Origin of the sequence: Anaerobutyricum hallii DSM 3353 (assembly GCF_000173975.1) — a bacterium.
Classification (GTDB): Bacteria; Bacillota; Clostridia; order Lachnospirales; family Lachnospiraceae; genus Anaerobutyricum; species Anaerobutyricum hallii.
In genome coordinates this window covers 24,365-42,044 of the sequence record NZ_ACEP01000011.1, presented here as the reverse complement: position 1 = coordinate 42,044, position 17,680 = coordinate 24,365, and the positions used below count along the sequence as shown (strand labels likewise).

Sequence of the window (17,680 nt, the reverse complement as noted above, 5' to 3'; positions counted from 1 at the left end):
CAACCAACTTCTATATATTATCATCTGATTGTTATATTGTCAAGAAAAATTTATTGATTCGTCTGTGTAGATTCGATATCTGTTTTCTGACTATAATATTCTTTCATATTATTATTGTAATAAGAATCAAATACTCTTTTAGCAATCGGGACAGCATACTTACTTCCAGCGCCGACGTTCTCAACAAGAACACAAACAACTAAATCCGGGTCTTCTACATTAGAATAGCCAACGAACCAGGCATGTGCATATTTGCCCTCATTCTCTGCAGTTCCTGTCTTTCCTGCGGCAGTATATAAATCCGTATCTAAGTTATAACCCGTACCACTGGTAACTACTTCCCGAAGCATTTTCTGGAGCTTTTTCGCATCTTTTTCTGACATAAGATCGGCATAAATTTCAGGGATAGTTTCTTTTACCGTTGTTCCATCTGCTCCTTCTACATGGTCAACGACATATGGCTTCATCAAAGTGCCTTCGTTTGCAACTGCACACATAAGGAGAGCGTTGTGGAACGGCGTCATCAACGTATTTCCCTGTCCAATGACCGTTTGTGGGATTTCACTCTTGTCTGAATTTTGGGTTAATTCAAAACGACTCTTTTTTACTGCAAGATCAAAAGGAATCTCCTGATTGAACAGACATTTTTTATTTAGTGAAACAAAATTCTTTATGTCCAACTTACTACCTAATGTGACAAAAGCAGTATTGCAGGATTTTGCAAATGCCCTGTCTAAATCAACTTCACCATGTTCCTCATTTTCATAGCAGCTGATACGCACGCTATTAACAATCGTCTGTCCGTCACATTCATAACTAAAGTTCTTATAAGAGTTCGGATGTTCTTCCATGTATTCTAGCGCTGTCAGTACCTTATAGGTGGAACCTGGCGGGTAAAGCCCCTGCGTTGCTCTGTTTAAGAGGCAGCTTTCTGAAGAATCAGAAGTAATCTTATCCCAGATATCATCTAACTTATTCGGATCAAAATCGGGCTTGGAAACTAATGCTCTTACCTTTCCTGTTTTGGGTTCGATTGCCACTACCGCTCCCCTATAGTCCTCTAATGCTTCATAAGCGGCCTTTTGCAGACGGGTATCTAACGTCGTTATTACATTATCTCCGATATTCTTCTTGCTGGCAACACCGTTACTGAGCTGCTTCATCAGTTTTTCGTGTGATGTCAAAAGATCACTGTTACAAACAGATTCCAGTCCTGCCTTTCCATAACTGGTATATCCAATGATGTGTGCAAACATATTTTCGTAAGGATAGTGCCGTATCTCATCTCCAGCTTCATTATTCTCAGAATATGCAAGAATCTTCTGGTTCGCACTTAAAATCTGACCTCGTTTTGTCTGGTCAGAGAGAGAAGAATTTCTCTTATTATAAGAACTTTGCGCTACGCTGCTGCTATCCTTTAAGGTAAATTTCACCACATAGCCAATTAACCCCAGAAAAAGTGCGACAACAATAATACTTGTCTGTAGCATATAACGGTTCGTTTTTAATTTTTTCCCTCTTCTTGGAGTAAATAAGCTCTTTATATCAAAAAATAAGGTTTCCTTTTGATCGTGCCTGCGAGATTCTCTTCGTTCAGTCGTATTTTTTACGGTCACTCTCGTCCGGCTGCCCTGCTTGTTCTTCTTCATTCTCATCATCCTCTTTATAGGCAATGATAAATATGCCCTGCATAACTGCAAAAATTATTAATGTACTGGCTACAGAACTTCCTCCATAACTGATCAGTGGAAGTGTTACTCCGGTAGAAGGAATAAACTTAGTAACCCCTCCAATTGTAAGAAACACCTGAAAAATAAAGCAAATAGAAAATCCATATGCTAAAAGCTTGTAAAAGCGACCCCTCACGTCCATCGCAATTTTTAGGAAATGAATAAACACTCCCAAATAAATTAATATCAGACAAATTGCAAATAAAATTCCGAATTCTTCGGTAATTGCAGAGAAAATAAAATCACTTTCCACAATGGGAATATCATTTGGCCTGCCCTGTGTCAGTCCTTTCCCAAGCCAGCTTCCCGCGGCAATCGCAAATAAAGACTGCGTAATCTGATATCCGCTGCCCTCAATGACAGACCAAGGATCTTTCCAGGCAATAAAACGAACCCGCACATGCGCAAACAGCATGTACGCTAACTTTGCCGCAAGAGTGCCCGCTCCAATTCCTCCAAATAAATAAATTCCCCTTCCAGTAGCGACATAGCAAAGAAAAACATATACAACAAAATAGATTAATGCTCCACCTAAATCCTTTTCGCCAATTAATATGATAACATGGCATGCCGCAAAAATGCTCGTAAGAAGCATTGTTTTAAAATTCGGTGCTTTCGTAAGCATCGCTGCAATAAAAAAGACAAAAGAAATCTTAACAAATTCCGAAGGCTGCAAAGCAATCCCATGTCCCAAAGAAATCCAGTTCGTTGCTCCATTCTGTGAAGTACCAATTACAAATACACTAGACAAGAATATCAGTCCAAGGAGGCCATAAATCCATTTCAGCTTTTTGAGCCAGACAGCCTTTTCCATAAAATACGGAATAAATAAAACAATCAATGAAGTAGCCGCAGCAATAATAAATTGCTTTACTGCTTTATCAAATGACAGGCGTGTTAACATAACAAAACCAATCAAAAGCAAGAAACAGGTATGATTCATCAAAATTCGCGAACAGTCTACATATACTCGTGAATAGACAAAAATCAGCATCTTAAAAAATACGACCTGCGCAAGATACAAAAAAATAATCTTTGTATCCAAAGTTTTGGCAAATAATACACCATAACAGATAAAATGAAATACAAACATAAACAATTCCTGCCTGTCCATCCGCTTTACCTGTCGTTTCTCAGTAGAGGGAAGAAAAACGGTAAAACAGGTAATTGCGTAAATAACACCCATGATGACAATAATATAATTCGATCCTGTTGAAATCAAACTCACCATACTTTCATTCCCACCTTTCTACTCTATTCCATAATTCCAGTATGAATCTGAAGTATCTTTACTTTGTTCTTCTGTAAAATGCTGTTCTTTCCATTTAAGATATCTTTGTTTTACGGAAGATACTTCTGCTTCAGTAAGTTCAAATAAATCAAAGCGATGTCTCTTTATGTGAGAAGAAACCTCTTTGATATTCTCTCCGATCAGACTCTTCGGCTTATCCTGCCAAATAAGATTATAACAATCCAGACAGTGTGTAGTTACTAAAAGCTTTCTTTTCTTTTTATCCTCAAGCCATAATCGCCCGGAAGTTTTATTACAATGCCCACACGTCTTTTTAAGGCACTGTGCTGACTGCATTACCGGTATTCTTCCATAAATAAGTAATTCAAAGTCAACTGTCTGCTGCTGTTCTTTATCCATTCCCTTTATCATATCTGAAATTTCTTCTTCCGACAATTCAACAGGCAGCTCTCTTACGGTCATATTATCATAGAGTGCATTTGATTCCTGTATAGCCGAAGAATTCCAATGATAAAAAGAAGCCCCTGCAATCACTCTTGTAGTACATCCTTCTAACTGCATAAGAAATTCCATTTCATTTATAGTATATGCATAAATTCCATCCCAAATTGACAGAGAACAGATCTTTTTTAATTTATCTTCCAGCACATTATTACCTCGAAATACACGAGGAAGTGCAAGATACAGGCTTTTTCCAGCAGTCTTAATCTTTTCGCCCACATTTTCTAACTCTTTTTCCGAAAAAAATTCCCATGGAAGACAGATTCCATCAAAAAAAGTATCCTCACAATATAAAAATGCCTGCTTTATATTATATACACTTGCAATTCGCTCTTCCTGCTCTGAGTTTAGTTCTCGTTGTGCCTGATTCGGACAATCATAGCGCTTATTCATTAGATTCTGTTGATTATCCAATTCTTTTGAGGACAAGTTCTTCTCATAAAAATATTCTCTTTTTTCTGGCAGATTATCTACTCTATTTTTGCAGATGCGTAATTTTTCCTCTAAAAGAGCAAATCCGTCCTGACGAATTCTTTTTAAAGCAGACATTGGAAGAAAACATCCCTCATCTAAATTCACTTCAAAAGAAGTAAGTATAAATGGTACATTACCAGTCTTGTGCATCTGCCGCAGGATATCTTCCTTCGTTACCGGCCTCTTTTTAGAACATTCGATAACCGGTCCTTCAACAAACACACTTTCTTCTCTGCAAAAAAGCTGGAGCATCAAAGGTTCGCCAACTTTTAGTGTAATATCTCCTGTCACAGGGTATTTTATCACGCCATTTAAAATATTTTTTTCAATGTGTGTAAGAAGTTCTTCATTCCTCCTGCGATATACAGGCATTCCAGGCTTAATAGATTGTGTGCGCGGAGCGTTCAGTGTCACCTGTCCTTTTAAAGAAGTACCCACATCTTTAGAAGGGACTGTAAGAATCACTTCATCCTGCCCATCTTTTGAAACAGGAATTACTAAAATATCTTTTGGATGTAATGTATCTTCAAAATGCATCCGAACTTTATTTTTAGAGACAGATAGAACTTTACCAACTTTTCTTCCAGTATTTTTGGGAGAAACAGCTGCCATCATGTCCTGCCCATTGTGCTTGTTCCAATATCCCTCTGTAAAACTGCCGCGACAGTATAATTCTTCTAAGGCATGTATATCCTCTTCTTCTGGTTGAAATTGTGCTCTTTGTTCCCAGTTTTCAGAAATCTTATCTAAATATTTGCGGTAAATTGCTGTAACTCCTGCCACATACTCCACATTTTTCATGCGTCCTTCAATCTTTAAAGAATCCACAGGAATTTCCATTAAAGACGGCAGCATAGAAAGAGAACATAAATCCTTTGGACTAAGAAGATATTTCGTATACTTTGAAGGATTTAATATCGTTCCATCAGCATTCATCAGAGTATATGGAAGTCGGCAAGGCTGGGCACAGCGGCCGCGATTTCCACTTCTTCCGCCATACATACTGCTTAAAAGACATTGACCAGAGTAGCAATAACACAATGCCCCATGAACGAAAACTTCCACTTCAAGGCCTGTTTCTTTTTTTATTCTTTTTATTTCTGCCAAAGATAATTCTCTTGCTGGAACAACTCTGGTCATTCCCATGCGCTTCGCAGCAACAGCACCACGAAAATCTGTCACCGTTAGCTGTGTGCTTCCGTGAATTTCCAAGTCAGGGAAATTCTCTCGAATGAATCGAACCGCACCAATATCCTGAACGATAACACCGTCTAAACCATTCTCATAATAAGGAAAAAGAAAGTCTCCTAATTCTTCAAAAAGCTCTTTCTCTTTCATTAATGTGTTCACTGTAAGATATAACTTACGTTCATGAAAATGTGCAAACTGCAGCGCCTCTATCATATCCTCTCTGGAAAAATTATGTGCATACGCTCTGGCACCAAACTTTTCACCACCCATATAAATCGCATCTGCTCCCGCTGCAACAGCCGCTTTTAAATGCTCGAAAGAACCTGCCGGAGCAAGTAATTCCGGCAGGTTTCTCTTTTTAATGAAATTCATTGTTCGTCTCCAGTCCAATAATCTGTTTTTGCAGCTCATTCACCTTTGCTTTATAATCTGCAACCAGCTTATTCGCTGCATCAAGCCGCATATCTCTATCGACAATCTGCTGCTTTAATTCATAAAGCTCCTGCTCTCTGTCCCGGCCATCCTGATTAAATACTTCAATCTCATCCCGAAGTTTAAAGAGTTCTTCTGTAATATTGAGCGCCAGCAAAATATCACGATATTCTGTGGAAAGCTTATTATATCCTGGCTGTTTTTTTAATTCTCTTATCTTGCCGTCAACATAGGAGGCAAGTTTTTGGAGATAGATATCACTTCCACCCGACAATCTATATACTTTACCGTCAATTACTACTGACAATTCACTTTTTTCTTCCATATCAACCCTCCTGTGATGCAAAATCTTTTAATAAATCTCCTCCGGTACCGGATATCCCATATGTTCATAGGCGAAAGCAGTTAAAGCCCGGCCTCTCGGTGTTCGCTTAATGAGGCCTCTCTGAATAAGAAACGGCTCATACACATCTTCAATCGTACCAGAATCCTCTCCGATTGCTGCTGCTAGTGTATCTAAACCCACCGGTTTTCCCATAAACTTTGTAATCATCGCTTCTAAAAGGTTGCGGTCTGTCGCATCTAATCCCATAGAATCAACCTCAAGTAAATTAAGTGCCGTCTGTGCCACCTCATATGTAATCATACCGTCATATCGAACCTGTGCAAAGTCTCTTACCCGCTTAAGCAATCGATTCGCCAGTCTTGGTGTCCCACGACTTCTTTTTCCAACTTCCATTGCACCGGCCTCATCAATCTTTACTCCAAGAAGTTCTGCTGAGCGTTCTACAATTACTTTCAATTCTTCATCTGTATAAAATTCCAGACGGTTTACAACTCCAAAACGGTCTCGAAGCGGTGCAGTAAGCATTCCTGCTCTTGTTGTAGCTCCTACCAATGTAAAATGAGGAAGCTCTAAACGTATAGACTTCGCTGAAGCGCCCTTTCCAATCATAATATCAATAGAAAAATCCTCCATTGCTGGATAAAGAACTTCCTCCACCTGCCGGTTCAGTCGGTGAATCTCGTCAATAAAGAGAACATCTCCATCAGAAAGTCCATTCAATACTGCCGCAATTTCTCCTGGTTTCTCAATCGCCGGTCCGGAAGTAATCTTCAAATTACTGTCCATTTCGTTTGCGATAATCCCTGCTAATGTTGTCTTTCCAAGACCCGGAGGGCCATATAATAATACATGGTCAAGAGACTCTCCTCGCATCTTAGCCGCCTCGATAAATACCCGAAGGTTCTTTTTTACCTTCTCCTGTCCTATATATTCTGATAAATTCTGTGGCCGGAGGCTGCCTTCTACCGCAATATCCTCCTCCATCAGCTCTGTGCTGATCATTCTGTCCATGTTATCACCTTATAAAAATGTTAATACTTTCTTCAATGCTTCTTTTAATAACTGTTCTGCATCTAACTTCTCTGCTTCCGGCACACTATGTACGGCACGATATGCTTCTCCATTCGAATAGCCTAATGCTACTAATGCCTGTACAGTATCCGCAATGCTGTCTCCTTCTGTAAAGGAACTCTGTGGCGCTGCTTCCTCTGCCCCTGAAACTGACTCTAAAGCTTCTAGATTCAGCTTGTCTTTCAGCTCGATGATCATTCTCTTCGCACCTTTGGGACCGATACCCGGTGTCTTAGCGATACTCTTCGCATCCTCACTAAAAACCGCATAATACAAATCTTCCACTGACATCGTGGAAAGTACCGATAATGCGGCTTTCGGTCCGATGCCTGAAATTCCAAGCAGAATCTGGAAAGTCTCTAACTCCTGAATCGAAGAGAATCCAAACAATGCCAACTGGTCTTCTCGTACATACAGATAGGTATGAAGCATCGCTTCCTCACCGCTATTCACACCCTCAAGAACTCTTGACGGCACTTTTATCTGGTAACCAATTCCATGATTCTCTATCACAACAGAATCCTTCCCCTTATATGCAACTGTTCCCTTAATATATGAAATCAAATGAATTTCCTGCCTTCTTTTAAAATTGTTACTAGAGCGTGTTTGAAAAATATTTTCTGCAAGATGTGCATCACGCATTTTTCAAACACGCTCTAGAACTTATATTCTGACTTCTGACATGATACCATAATTCCCATCATATTACAACTCTTTTACTTTAAGCGCATTTACCCCTTTCTCGAAAATGTGTTTGACATATAAAACGTTCTCTGCTATGGTTATAGCATTATTATACTAAGAATTTTTGAGACAACATATGTCATTCTGGAGGTATCATGTTAACGATTAATAAAATATTCCCACAAGAAAAGATTCCCGAAAAGACAGAATCTTTTTTATTTTTTGATATAGAAACTACTGGTTTTTCCAGAGACAACACCATCTTATACCTGATTGGCTGCGGATATTTTGCAGAAGAAGGATTCCAATTCATCCAGTGGTTTAATGATGACGGCACAAGTGAAGAAGAGATTCTCCTTGCCTTTCAAAATATTTTAGTAAAAAAAGACTGGCAGCTTGTCACATTTAACGGCAACAGCTTTGATATTCCTTATTTAAAGAGGCATTACGACTTAAATGAACTAACCTGTGATATAGAAAAATATCCATCCCTGGATTTTTACCAGTTTTTAAAACCTTTTCAAAATCTTTTTCAGATGACACATGGAAAACAAAAAGACTGGGAACAGTTTCTTGGCTTAAATAGAGAAGACAAATATGATGGCGGACAGCTTATCGCTGTTTACAAAGACTACCTTATGTCAAAGGACGAAGACTTGTTACATAATCTTCTGCTTCACAATGAAGATGATTTACTTGGTATGAAGTATCTTCTTCCGCTCTTTTCCTATCGTCAGATTTTCCTTGAGGACATCACTTTACAGAGAATCGCACCCGCCAATAAAGTGTTTGAACGTGGAAATGGCAGCATTGCTATCTCCTGCAGACTTCCTCGCCCTCTGCCACAGCCATTAGAGGTATCTACCCCTATAGGAGAGCTCTTTTCTGACAAAAAAGATTTGTCCATACTGACGATTACCCTTCCTTTTGTTGAGGACGTGTTAAAACATTTTTACAAAGACTATCACAATTATTATTATCTTCCAAAAGAGGAACGGGCGATTCATAAAAGTGTCGGCTGCTATGTTGAACGTCAATACCGCCGGGCAGCAAAAGCTTCTACTTGCTATGTCAAAAAAGAAGGAATCTTCCTGCCGCTTCCAAAAGCGCAGAAACATTTTGGAATACAGATAGAGAATTATCCTTATGAAAAGACTTTTCCTTTGTATAAGAGAGAATATAAGGAACTTAGATGGTTTGCAGAATTTGATGATGTATTCTCAGAAAAAAATACGGGGATTTCTGTATATTTGCGGGATATCATAAAAGAACTGCTGATTACTCGTATGGAATGTGATTTATAGGATAAGTAATTCTGCTACAGCCAAAGACAGAACCAGGAAAAAGAAAAAATCCCTATTTGTGACCTCGAAGCAAAAATTGGATGCAAGCGTTTCCGCGAACATTCAACCTGCCGCGACTAAAGTCACAAATAGGGATTTTTTATCTTTCTTATTTCGTCAGCTTTGCCTAAAACGACTATTTCATCTCTTTTGCAAGAGCCACAATCTGCGCTTCACTTGTTTCATCTACCGCAGAGCGAATTGTCACCGTTGTATCTGCAAATGTAATATTCTTGCTCTTCTCAAAAGCAGCCTTCATAATCTTTGCTGCCAGCGGGGTCCAGCTTCCGTTCTCTACAAATCCAATCGTACGGTTCTGATAGCTTCTCTCTGTCAGATGGTTAATGAATTCTTTCATAAATGGGAAAATATCTCCGTTATATGTCGTTGTGGCAAGAATTAACTTTCCGTAACGGAATGCATCTTCTACAGCTTCTGCCATATCATCTCTAGCAAGATCTGTAACAACAACTTTTGGACAGCCTTCTTCTTTTAACTTCTCAGCTAACAGTTCTACAGCCTTTTTTGTATTGCCATAAACAGAAGTATAGGCAATTACTGTTCCCTCTGTCTCCACCTGATAGGAAGACCAGATGTTGTATAGGTTCAGATAATGCTCTAAGTTCTCAGTTAATACTGGTCCATGTAATGGGCAGATTGCCTTAATTTCAAGGGAGCCAACCTTGCCGAATAACTTCTGTACCATTGGGCCATATTTGCCAACGATACCGATGTAATAACGGCGTGCTTCACAATCCCACTCTTCCTCTACATCTAATGCACCAAACTTACCAAAAGCATCTGCAGAGAAGAAAATCTTATCTGTTGTATCATAAGTCATCATAACTTCTGGCCAGTGAACCATAGGAGCCATAACAAAAGTAAGGTTATGCTTACCTGTACTTAAAGTCTCTCCCTCTTTTACGATAACCTGACGGTCTGCAAAATCTGTTCCAAAGAACTGCTTCATCATAGGGAAAGTCTTTGCATTACCAACAATCTTTGCTTCTGGATACTTTTCAGCAAAGTTAGCAATATTAGCCGCATGGTCTGGTTCCATATGCTGCACGATTAAGTAATCCGGAGTTCTTCCCGCAAAAGCCTCCTCCAGATTTGCAAGCCACTCATCCTTAAAATGTGCATCTACCGTATCAAATACTGCAACCTTCTCATCAAGAACAACATACGAATTATATGCCATTCCGTTCGGTACATCATACTGACCCTCAAATAAATCTACTTCATGATCATTCACACCAACATAAATAATATCTTCTGTAACTTTAAACATGTAATCACCTCATATTTCTGATTATTGTAAAAAAATATCACTACGTAACCACCACAATTTTCTATGTGGCACAGTTCCTATTATATAAAATTTAATAGAAGTATACAAGACAAATTTCACCTAATTTGCAAACTGGCTGTTATACAGCTTCGCATAGAATCCATTCTGCTTTAACAACGTCTCGTGATTTCCCTGCTCGATAATATGCCCGTCTCGCATGACCAGAATCACATCCGCATTCTGAATCGTAGATAAACGATGTGCTACGATAAAGCTTGTTCGTCCAGCCATCATTTTCGCAAACGCATTCTGAATCTTTTGTTCGGTACGGGTATCAATGGAGGAAGTTGCCTCATCAAGAATCAGCATAGACGGAAGGTCAAGCATTACTCTTGTGATACAAAGAAGCTGTTTCTGCCCCTGACTCATTCCTGCTCCATCTTCTGTAATATATGTGTCGAGTCCCTTTGGCATTTTTTTAATAAAGCTGTAGGAATGAGCCTCTTTTGCCGCAGCGATAATCTGTTCGTCACTAAAGCCTTCTCGTCCCATCGTTATATTATCACGGATTGTTCCACTTCGAAGCCAGGTATCCTGTAATACCATACCGTAGGAAGTTCTAAGGCTCTCTCTCGTAATATCACGGATATCCGTTCCCTCTACCATGATCGTTCCTTTATTTACATCATAAAAACGCATCAAAAGATTAATAATTGTTGTCTTTCCGCACCCGGTAGGTCCGACAATCGCAATACGCTGTCCTTTTTTCACATTAAGATTAAAGTCTTCAATCAGGCGTTTCTCTGTGGTATAGGAGAAGTTTACATGAGAAAGTTCGATATTTCCCTCTGGATTTGCTAGAACAAGGGCATCTTTCTTATCATCGGTTTCCGGTGTTTCCTCAATGAGTTCAAAAATACGAGCCGCACAGGCTAATGCGTTCTGCAATTCCGTAACTACACCAGATATCTCATTAAATGGCTTTGTATACTGATTTGCATAGCTTAACAGACAGGTAAGCTGTCCAACGCTAAGTCCCCCGCCAATGGCAGTGAGTGCACCGCTTAATGCCACGCTTGCATATACAAGGCTGTTGACAAAACGGGTAGACGGATTCGTAATAGAAGAAAAGAAGATAGCTTTTAAAGAATATCCCTGTAACTTATCATTCACAGCTGCAAAACGTTCTCCGGCTCTCTTTTCATAGCCAAATGCTTTTACAACCTTTTCTCCTTCAATCATTTCCTCAATTAATGCTGTCTGCTCTCCTCTTGTCTCTGACTGCAATTTAAACATAGAGTAAGTGTGAGTTGCGATAAAACGGGCAACTAATAAAGAAATCGGTGTCAGACAGACAACCAAAAGAGCAATTCCTACATGGATGGAAAAAATAAATCCAAGCGTACCGAGAATCGTCACAACTCCAGTAAAAAACTGGGTAAATCCCATTAAAAGCCCATCGGCAAACTGATCAACGTCGGCAATAACACGACTTACTACATCTCCATAAGAGTGTCCATCAATATATTTAAGTGGCAGCTTTTCAATCTTTTTCATTGCCTCATTACGGATGTCTCTTGTTACATGAAATGTAATGTGGTTGTTACAGATATTCATGATCCACTGTGTGATTCCCGTAAATAAAATAACTGTCGCACCTTTTTCTAATATTTTTGCAATCGCCGCAAAATTTACCTGTCCTTTTTTAATAATAAAATCAATCGCATCTCCGACAAGGATTGGTACATATAATGTACCGGCAACGGTAAGTGCCGCCATAAGAATCGATAAAATCAGAAGGAAACGGTAGTTTTTTAAATAATGCCACACTTTTTTTATTGTGCTTTTTCTTTTGCCGTTTGTATTTTGCTGTGCCATTTACGCTTCCTCCTTCTTAAACTGTGTCTCATAAATTTCACGGTAAATATTACAGGACTTAAGTAACTGTTCATGCGTTCCCTGCCCTGCTATCTTTCCATCATCAAGCACTAAAATCATGTCAGCATTCTGGATGGAGGAAGTTCTCTGTGACACGATAAATACAGTCGGTTTTCTCTTCATATCCTGAATTGCTTTTCGAAGCCTGGCATCTGTTGCATAATCAAGGGCAGATGCACTGTCATCCATAATGAGGATATCTGACTGTGGCACTAACGCTCTTGCTAAAGTAAGGCGCTGTCTCTGTCCACCAGAAAGGTTTTTACCGCCCTGTTCTATCTTCGCATCAAGTCTTCCTTCTTTTGTGTCAACAAATTCCTTTGCCTGCGAGATAGCAAGTGCCTCTTCTATCTGTTCTTCTGTCGCATCCGGGCAGCCAAAAGTCAAATTATCCCGAATCGTTCCGGCAAAAAGCTGCGCCTTTTGTGGAACAACAGAAATTGTGTTTCTTAAAGATCCATAAGTATAATCCTGTACATTTTTCCCTGCAATATCTACCTCTCCCTCGCTCACGTCATAAAATCTTGGAATCAGATTGACAAGTGTAGACTTTCCAGAACCAGTACCTCCAATAATTCCAATGGTCTGTCCTGGCATTGCCTTAAAGGAAATATTCTCCACAGCATGATCTCCGCCTCCGGCGTAAGTAAAGGAAACGTTTTTAAATTCTACCGCTGGAGTGGTATTGCCTGCAGCAGCAACTGTTTTTGTTCCTTCTTTCATAGATGGCTCAATATGAAAAACATCCTGAATACGATTAAAACATGCCATCGCTTTTGTCACGGAAATAATGAGGTTTGCCAGCTTGATAAGCTCTACAAGAATCTGGGACATATAGTTATAAAGAGCAACAACCTGTCCCTGTGATAACGTACCAAGACTTACACGAACCGCACCGGTATGAATCAATACCAAAATAGCAAAGTTGATAATAATAAAAGTCAGTGGATTCGTAAGTCCTGATATTTTTCCAGCAAATTTCTGTAAAGAAGTAAGTTCTTCATTCTCTGCTAAAAACTTATTATATTCTGCCTGTTCCTGATGAAAAGCACGAATCACACGCACACCTGTAAGATTCTCTCTTGTTGTTCCAAGAATCGTATCGAGTCCTGACTGTACCTTTTTATAAAGTGGCTTTGTAATAAACATGACACCAAATACAACGATAGACAATAAAATGATTGCCACAACAAAAATCATCGCAGCCTTCACATCAATCGTAAATGCCATGATCATCGCACCAAATACGATAAATGGAGACCGCAGGAACAGACGAAGTACCAGATTGATTCCGTTCTGCACCTGATTAATATCACTTGTCATACGAGTAATCAATGTGGATGTTCCTACCGTATCCATCTCCTCATAGCCTAATGTCTGAATATGGGTAAATAATTCATAACGAATCCCTGTTGCCGCTCCAACAGCAGACTTTGCCGCAAAATACTGTGCGGTAATAGAACATGTCAATCCCACTGCTGCTAATACCAGAAGAAGCAGACACATTCTTATGATATGCCCAGAATCTTTTGGAACAATACCATCGTCAATGATTGACGCAACAACCAATGGTACAAATAATTCAAAGAACGCTTCTAACATCTTAAATAAAGGAGCCAGAACACTTTCTTTTTTGTAGTCTTTCATAAAGTATAATAATTTCTTCATAAAATCTTTCTTTTTCATCCTTTCTCTTCAAAATTTAATGACTATATCAATCCCATGTACAAAATCGTATCTATAATAAATATTCTCCTTTGTATTCATGGTTATCTGCCATAAATCTCCCGTTACAGTGTAGCATTTTACTCTTTCTTTTTAAAGGATTAATTTTAAAGGATTAATTTTAAAGGATTAATTTTAAAGGATTAATAATGATAAAACTTTTTAATACCTTTGTTTGAAAAATTGTCGCTAATATGTTATACTAATAACAATAAGTGAATTTATACGTTTATTGAGGTGATTATTTTGAAGGAAAAAAACAACGAATCTGCTGAAAACTATTTAGAGACTATTTTAGTTCTCAGTAAAAGACTTCCTGTTGTTCGTTCCGTTGATGTCGCTAATCAGCTTGATTTCAAAAAATCAAGTGTAAGTATCGCTATGAAGAATCTTCGCGAGAAGAATCATATCACTGTAACAGATGCCGGATATATTTATCTTACAGAATCTGGAAAGGCAATTGCGGATATGATTTATGAGCGTCATCAATTACTTACATCATGTTTAGAAAAATTAGGTGTTTCTGCCGAAATTGCAGAGAAAGATGCCTGTAAGATAGAACATGTTATCAGTAAGGAAAGCTTTGAGGCAATCAAAGAGTATGTGAAGGCGAACATTAGGTAAATGCTGAATGAATGTCAGTGACTGCCGAACCCAGAGAGAAGGAATAATAAAAAAGCTATTGCAGTGTTTATAGTGAACACTGCAATAGTCTTTTTTATTATTTATAATATTTTTGTCATATCCATTAAGGAACAGTAATATTGTCTCCAGTCTTCTTTTTCCTGCATATAGAATACTTTAATGTATACGGTGAGTTTATCGGTTTCTGTTCTTAAGAGATGGAGCATACCATCTGCACCGGATACTGGATTCAGGAAAGAGTTTTCGAGCATTTCGTTGAACTGGCTGCGTTCTTCTGCTGGAATCCGCGCTAAAAATTCTTTTTGAATGTCTTCTTTGAAGTGTTCTGCTCCAATCATCTGGAAGTACTGTTCATTGACGCGGGTTACCTTTATCTTGCCACTCTGTACTTCAAAAAAAACAACTGGGCCAAGTACATTATTGAGCATACTGTCACTGACAAAATTTGAATCAATGAACTCTCGGATATGCATCGGCTCTACCTGTTTGTAAACAATTCCCTGTGTATCAATTCTTCTATGGTCGCTCAAAAGTTCTTCAAATTTAGGAATTGGAAGGGGTTTATAATAATAAAATCCCTGTGTATAGCGATAGCCAAGACCTTGTACAAACTTCTCCTGACTCTCATCTTCTACTCCTTCAACAACAATCGGGAGATGTAACATACTTGCCATATTTACGATGGCTTCTAATATATGTGCACTTTTTTTGCGTTCCGCCTCCTCAAAACGAAGGAAACGCATATCGAGTTTTAATACATCAACAGGTATATTCTCTAACATATTTAAAGAAGAGTATCCACAGCCAAAGTCATCCATCATAACAACTAATCCTCCGCTTCGCAATGTATTTACTGCACTGGCAATCCGGTTATTATTCTCTGTGTAGGCACTTTCTGTAATTTCTACTTTAATCAAATGTTTCGGAATCTGATATTTCTCCATCAAATCAAATAAATAAGCCGGGACATTCATCGAAAAAATGTCGATGCGGGATACATTAATAGAGATTGGAACCGGAGAATGTCCTGTGTCAATCCAATGTCTGAGCCACTGACAGACCTTTTCCCAGATATAACGGTCCAGACGGTCTATCATCTTATTTTTCTCTAATACTGGAATAAATTCACCTGGTAAAAGGAACTCTCCATCCTCTTTCTGCCAGCGGACCAATGCTTCGGCACCGACAATCTGTCCTGTCATAATATTACACTGCGGCTGGACAAAAAATGTAAATTCTTCGTTTTCCAAGCCCTTCTCTATCTCTGCTAACAGATAGACTTCCTCTTCTAAACAGGATTCCATCTCTAAAGTATAACGACAGATATGCCATTTATAATCTTCTTCTGCATGAGAGCGCGCCAGCATGGCACGATCATACATTAATTCTGGCTGTATCGAGGTATCTTCTATCGTGTATACACCAAATAATGGAAAGAATACAGATGTGTTATTCCACTTGCCAAGCTTTTCTATAATTTTTTCCCGTATGCTACAAAGTAATTCATCACTGTCTGGCAAAAGAGCAACAAAATTATCTCCGCCTAAATAGGCATCAATTCCATCATTCTCCATGGTACTCTGTTTCAAACAGGCACAAATATAGCGGATAACCTCGTCTCCGGAACTTCTTCCATACAACTTATTAAAGAGGCGAAAATGTTCAATATCAATTGCCGCTATACAATATGTATTCGGAAGAAGCTTTGGTAGTTTCTTCCGAAGTCCATCCATAAAAGAATGGTTATAATAATAATCGCTTAAACTTTTACTATTCATAATCCCTCATTATCGGTCCTGTAGTTTTTTTACAATAGTTCTGCTAACTAGTCGTTGCTGTTTCATCACTGTATTTCGTTATAATATCATAACGCATACTAGTTCTACTATAATTTTCTTATATTTTGCAATATCTCTTACTGAAAAATTCACTTTTTTTATTCTAACATACTTTCTGCAAATATTCCATAGCCCATTTGCGGATTATCAATTAAAACATGGGTGACTGCACCAACAAGTTTACCATTTTGTAAAATAGGGCTGCCGCTAAGTCCCTGAATAATTCCGCCAGTAAGAGTAATCAGTTCGGAATCTGTCACCCTGATTTTTAACGTTTTTAAAGAATTTTTTTCGTGAAAGAATACTTTTTCTATTTCGATGGAATAATCTTTGCTTTTTCCACTGATACTGCTTCTAAGATATGCTTTGCCTGTTTTCACTTCTGATTTTTTTGCAATACTTATTTTTTTACCTGTAAAAAATTCTTTTTTGTTTTCTGTTATTTTTCCCAAAATTCCTCCGTTCGTATTCGCATATATCTCTCCAAGATAATTTTGCGGGCTATAATCAATCGTGCCGATTATTTCTCCAGGCATTCCTGATTTTCCCTTCAAAATCGAAGATATATTAGTTCGATACGCACTTCCACCCTCAATTAAAAAGCGGACACCAATATCTCCGTCATTAATTCCATGCCCAAGAGCTGCAAAAGTCCCATCCTCTCTTATAAAAGTAATCGTACCAATTCCCTGCGTATCATTTCGAATCCACACACCAATTTGATAACATTTATTTTTTGCAGAATATACGGGTTGTACTTTCACCTTTATCTTTTTGTTCTTACGCTTTAGTGTCAACACCACTTCTTTTTCTCCATTTTTCTGCAATAAGCGTATAAATTGCTGCTTTGTTGTGATATTCTGAGCGTTTAGTTTCAGAATATAATCCCCTTCCTTTATTTTACAGGATGCCGGAGAATTTTTCCCGTCAATCTGCTGGAGTCCTAATACAAGAATTCCTTCCGTTTTTATATAAATTCCGATTGGTATCCCTGATGCATACACTTTTTCCTCGCTTTTTTGTTCGGTTAGTCGTTTCCCCGTCTGAGATTTTGCCGAAACGGTTTCTTTTTGTGTAGAAAACACAGCTTCTGTCTGTAAAACGTGTCCATATTGCCCCATGATAGTTAGTATAAATACTAACAATACAATGTAAAACTGTTTTAATTTTTCCCTCATAAAAAATGCCCCCATATCTAAATTTTCACTTAGTATGGCAG

At 38.5% G+C, this 17,680-nt stretch carries 13 protein-coding genes; 2 read left to right on the top strand and 11 right to left on the bottom strand.

Going from position 1 to position 17,680, the window contains the following annotated elements; translation table 11 throughout:
• Window positions 1–50: 50 nt before the first annotated feature.
• Genes EUBHAL_RS00815 through ruvA form a run of 6 tightly spaced genes read right to left on the bottom strand, consistent with a single transcriptional unit; the run spans window position 51 to window position 7,561 of the window.
• On the bottom strand, window positions 51–1,649 hold the full coding sequence (locus EUBHAL_RS00815; RefSeq protein ID WP_049940612.1) for a peptidoglycan D,D-transpeptidase FtsI family protein: 1,599 nt from the start codon (window positions 1,647–1,649) through the stop codon (window positions 51–53).
• Complete coding sequence (locus EUBHAL_RS00810) at window positions 1,594–2,961, bottom strand: FtsW/RodA/SpoVE family cell cycle protein (RefSeq protein ID WP_044921246.1); 1,368 nt, start codon at window positions 2,959–2,961, stop codon at window positions 1,594–1,596. The genes EUBHAL_RS00815 and EUBHAL_RS00810 overlap by 56 nt, the downstream gene beginning before the upstream one ends.
• 18 nt (window positions 2,962–2,979) lie before the next feature.
• Window positions 2,980–5,520: a peptidase U32 family protein gene (locus EUBHAL_RS00805; protein WP_005343604.1), complete on the bottom strand. Its 2,541-nt coding sequence runs from the start codon at window positions 5,518–5,520 to the stop codon at window positions 2,980–2,982.
• Window positions 5,507–5,905: a cell division protein ZapA gene (locus tag EUBHAL_RS00800; RefSeq protein WP_005343602.1), complete on the bottom strand. Its 399-nt coding sequence runs from the start codon at window positions 5,903–5,905 to the stop codon at window positions 5,507–5,509. The genes EUBHAL_RS00805 and EUBHAL_RS00800 overlap by 14 nt, the downstream gene beginning before the upstream one ends.
• A gap of 27 nt (window positions 5,906–5,932) precedes the next feature.
• Window positions 5,933–6,937: a Holliday junction branch migration DNA helicase RuvB gene (ruvB, locus tag EUBHAL_RS00795; protein WP_005343600.1), complete on the bottom strand. Its 1,005-nt coding sequence runs from the start codon at window positions 6,935–6,937 to the stop codon at window positions 5,933–5,935.
• Window positions 6,938–6,946: 9 nt separating this feature from the next.
• Window positions 6,947–7,561: a Holliday junction branch migration protein RuvA gene (ruvA, locus tag EUBHAL_RS00790; protein WP_044921273.1), complete on the bottom strand. Its 615-nt coding sequence runs from the start codon at window positions 7,559–7,561 to the stop codon at window positions 6,947–6,949.
• 275 nt (window positions 7,562–7,836) lie between these two features.
• On the opposite strand from ruvA, the gene EUBHAL_RS00785 reads away from it, so the two are divergent.
• On the top strand, window positions 7,837–8,985 hold the full coding sequence (locus EUBHAL_RS00785; protein ID WP_005343597.1) for a ribonuclease H-like domain-containing protein: 1,149 nt from the start codon (window positions 7,837–7,839) through the stop codon (window positions 8,983–8,985).
• 175 nt (window positions 8,986–9,160) lie between these two features.
• Here the strand turns inward: EUBHAL_RS00785 and EUBHAL_RS00780 are convergent, their stop codons facing one another.
• The 3 genes from EUBHAL_RS00780 to EUBHAL_RS00770 all read right to left on the bottom strand — a co-directional run bounded on the left by EUBHAL_RS00780 (window position 9,161) and on the right by EUBHAL_RS00770 (window position 13,921).
• Window positions 9,161–10,315, bottom strand: coding sequence for an FprA family A-type flavoprotein (locus EUBHAL_RS00780; RefSeq protein WP_005343594.1), 1,155 nt, complete (start codon window positions 10,313–10,315; stop codon window positions 9,161–9,163).
• Between the two features lie 120 nt (window positions 10,316–10,435).
• Entirely contained in the window at window positions 10,436–12,193 is a 1,758-nt protein-coding gene (locus EUBHAL_RS00775) for an ABC transporter ATP-binding protein (protein WP_005343592.1), read from the bottom strand.
• A complete protein-coding gene (locus EUBHAL_RS00770) occupies window positions 12,194–13,921 on the bottom strand; it encodes an ABC transporter ATP-binding protein (RefSeq protein WP_044921267.1) in 1,728 nt (575 codons plus the stop codon).
• Between the two features lie 303 nt (window positions 13,922–14,224).
• Here EUBHAL_RS00770 and EUBHAL_RS00765 point away from each other — a divergent pair, with 303 nt between their 5' ends.
• A complete protein-coding gene (locus tag EUBHAL_RS00765) occupies window positions 14,225–14,602 on the top strand; it encodes a metal-dependent transcriptional regulator (protein WP_022169653.1) in 378 nt (125 codons plus the stop codon).
• A gap of 101 nt (window positions 14,603–14,703) precedes the next feature.
• Here EUBHAL_RS00765 and EUBHAL_RS00760 read toward each other — a convergent pair whose 3' ends face one another.
• On the bottom strand, window positions 14,704–16,401 hold the full coding sequence (locus tag EUBHAL_RS00760; protein ID WP_049940611.1) for a GGDEF domain-containing phosphodiesterase: 1,698 nt from the start codon (window positions 16,399–16,401) through the stop codon (window positions 14,704–14,706).
• 158 nt (window positions 16,402–16,559) lie between these two features.
• Complete coding sequence (locus EUBHAL_RS00755; RefSeq protein WP_022169651.1) at window positions 16,560–17,639, bottom strand: SpoIVB peptidase S55 domain-containing protein; 1,080 nt, start codon at window positions 17,637–17,639, stop codon at window positions 16,560–16,562.
• Between the last annotated feature and the right edge of the window lie 41 nt (window positions 17,640–17,680).

Bases quoted from the DNA above. Each gene is read 5' to 3' on its own strand.
- EUBHAL_RS00815 (WP_049940612.1), bottom strand. From the start codon at position 1,649: ATGAAGAAGAACAAGCAGGGCAGCCGGACGAGAGTGACCGTAAAAAAT.
- EUBHAL_RS00810 (WP_044921246.1), bottom strand. From the start codon at position 2,961: ATGGTGAGTTTGATTTCAACAGGATCGAATTATATTATTGTCATCATG.
- EUBHAL_RS00805 (WP_005343604.1), bottom strand. From the start codon at position 5,520: ATGAATTTCATTAAAAAGAGAAACCTGCCGGAATTACTTGCTCCGGCA.
- EUBHAL_RS00800 (WP_005343602.1), bottom strand. From the start codon at position 5,905: ATGGAAGAAAAAAGTGAATTGTCAGTAGTAATTGACGGTAAAGTATAT.
- ruvB (WP_005343600.1), bottom strand. From the start codon at position 6,937: ATGGACAGAATGATCAGCACAGAGCTGATGGAGGAGGATATTGCGGTA.
- EUBHAL_RS00785 (WP_005343597.1), top strand. From the start codon at position 7,837: ATGTTAACGATTAATAAAATATTCCCACAAGAAAAGATTCCCGAAAAG.
- EUBHAL_RS00780 (WP_005343594.1), bottom strand. From the start codon at position 10,315: ATGTTTAAAGTTACAGAAGATATTATTTATGTTGGTGTGAATGATCAT.
- EUBHAL_RS00775 (WP_005343592.1), bottom strand. From the start codon at position 12,193: ATGGCACAGCAAAATACAAACGGCAAAAGAAAAAGCACAATAAAAAAA.
- EUBHAL_RS00770 (WP_044921267.1), bottom strand. From the start codon at position 13,921: ATGAAGAAATTATTATACTTTATGAAAGACTACAAAAAAGAAAGTGTT.
- EUBHAL_RS00760 (WP_049940611.1), bottom strand. From the start codon at position 16,401: ATGAATAGTAAAAGTTTAAGCGATTATTATTATAACCATTCTTTTATG.
- EUBHAL_RS00755 (WP_022169651.1), bottom strand. From the start codon at position 17,639: ATGAGGGAAAAATTAAAACAGTTTTACATTGTATTGTTAGTATTTATA.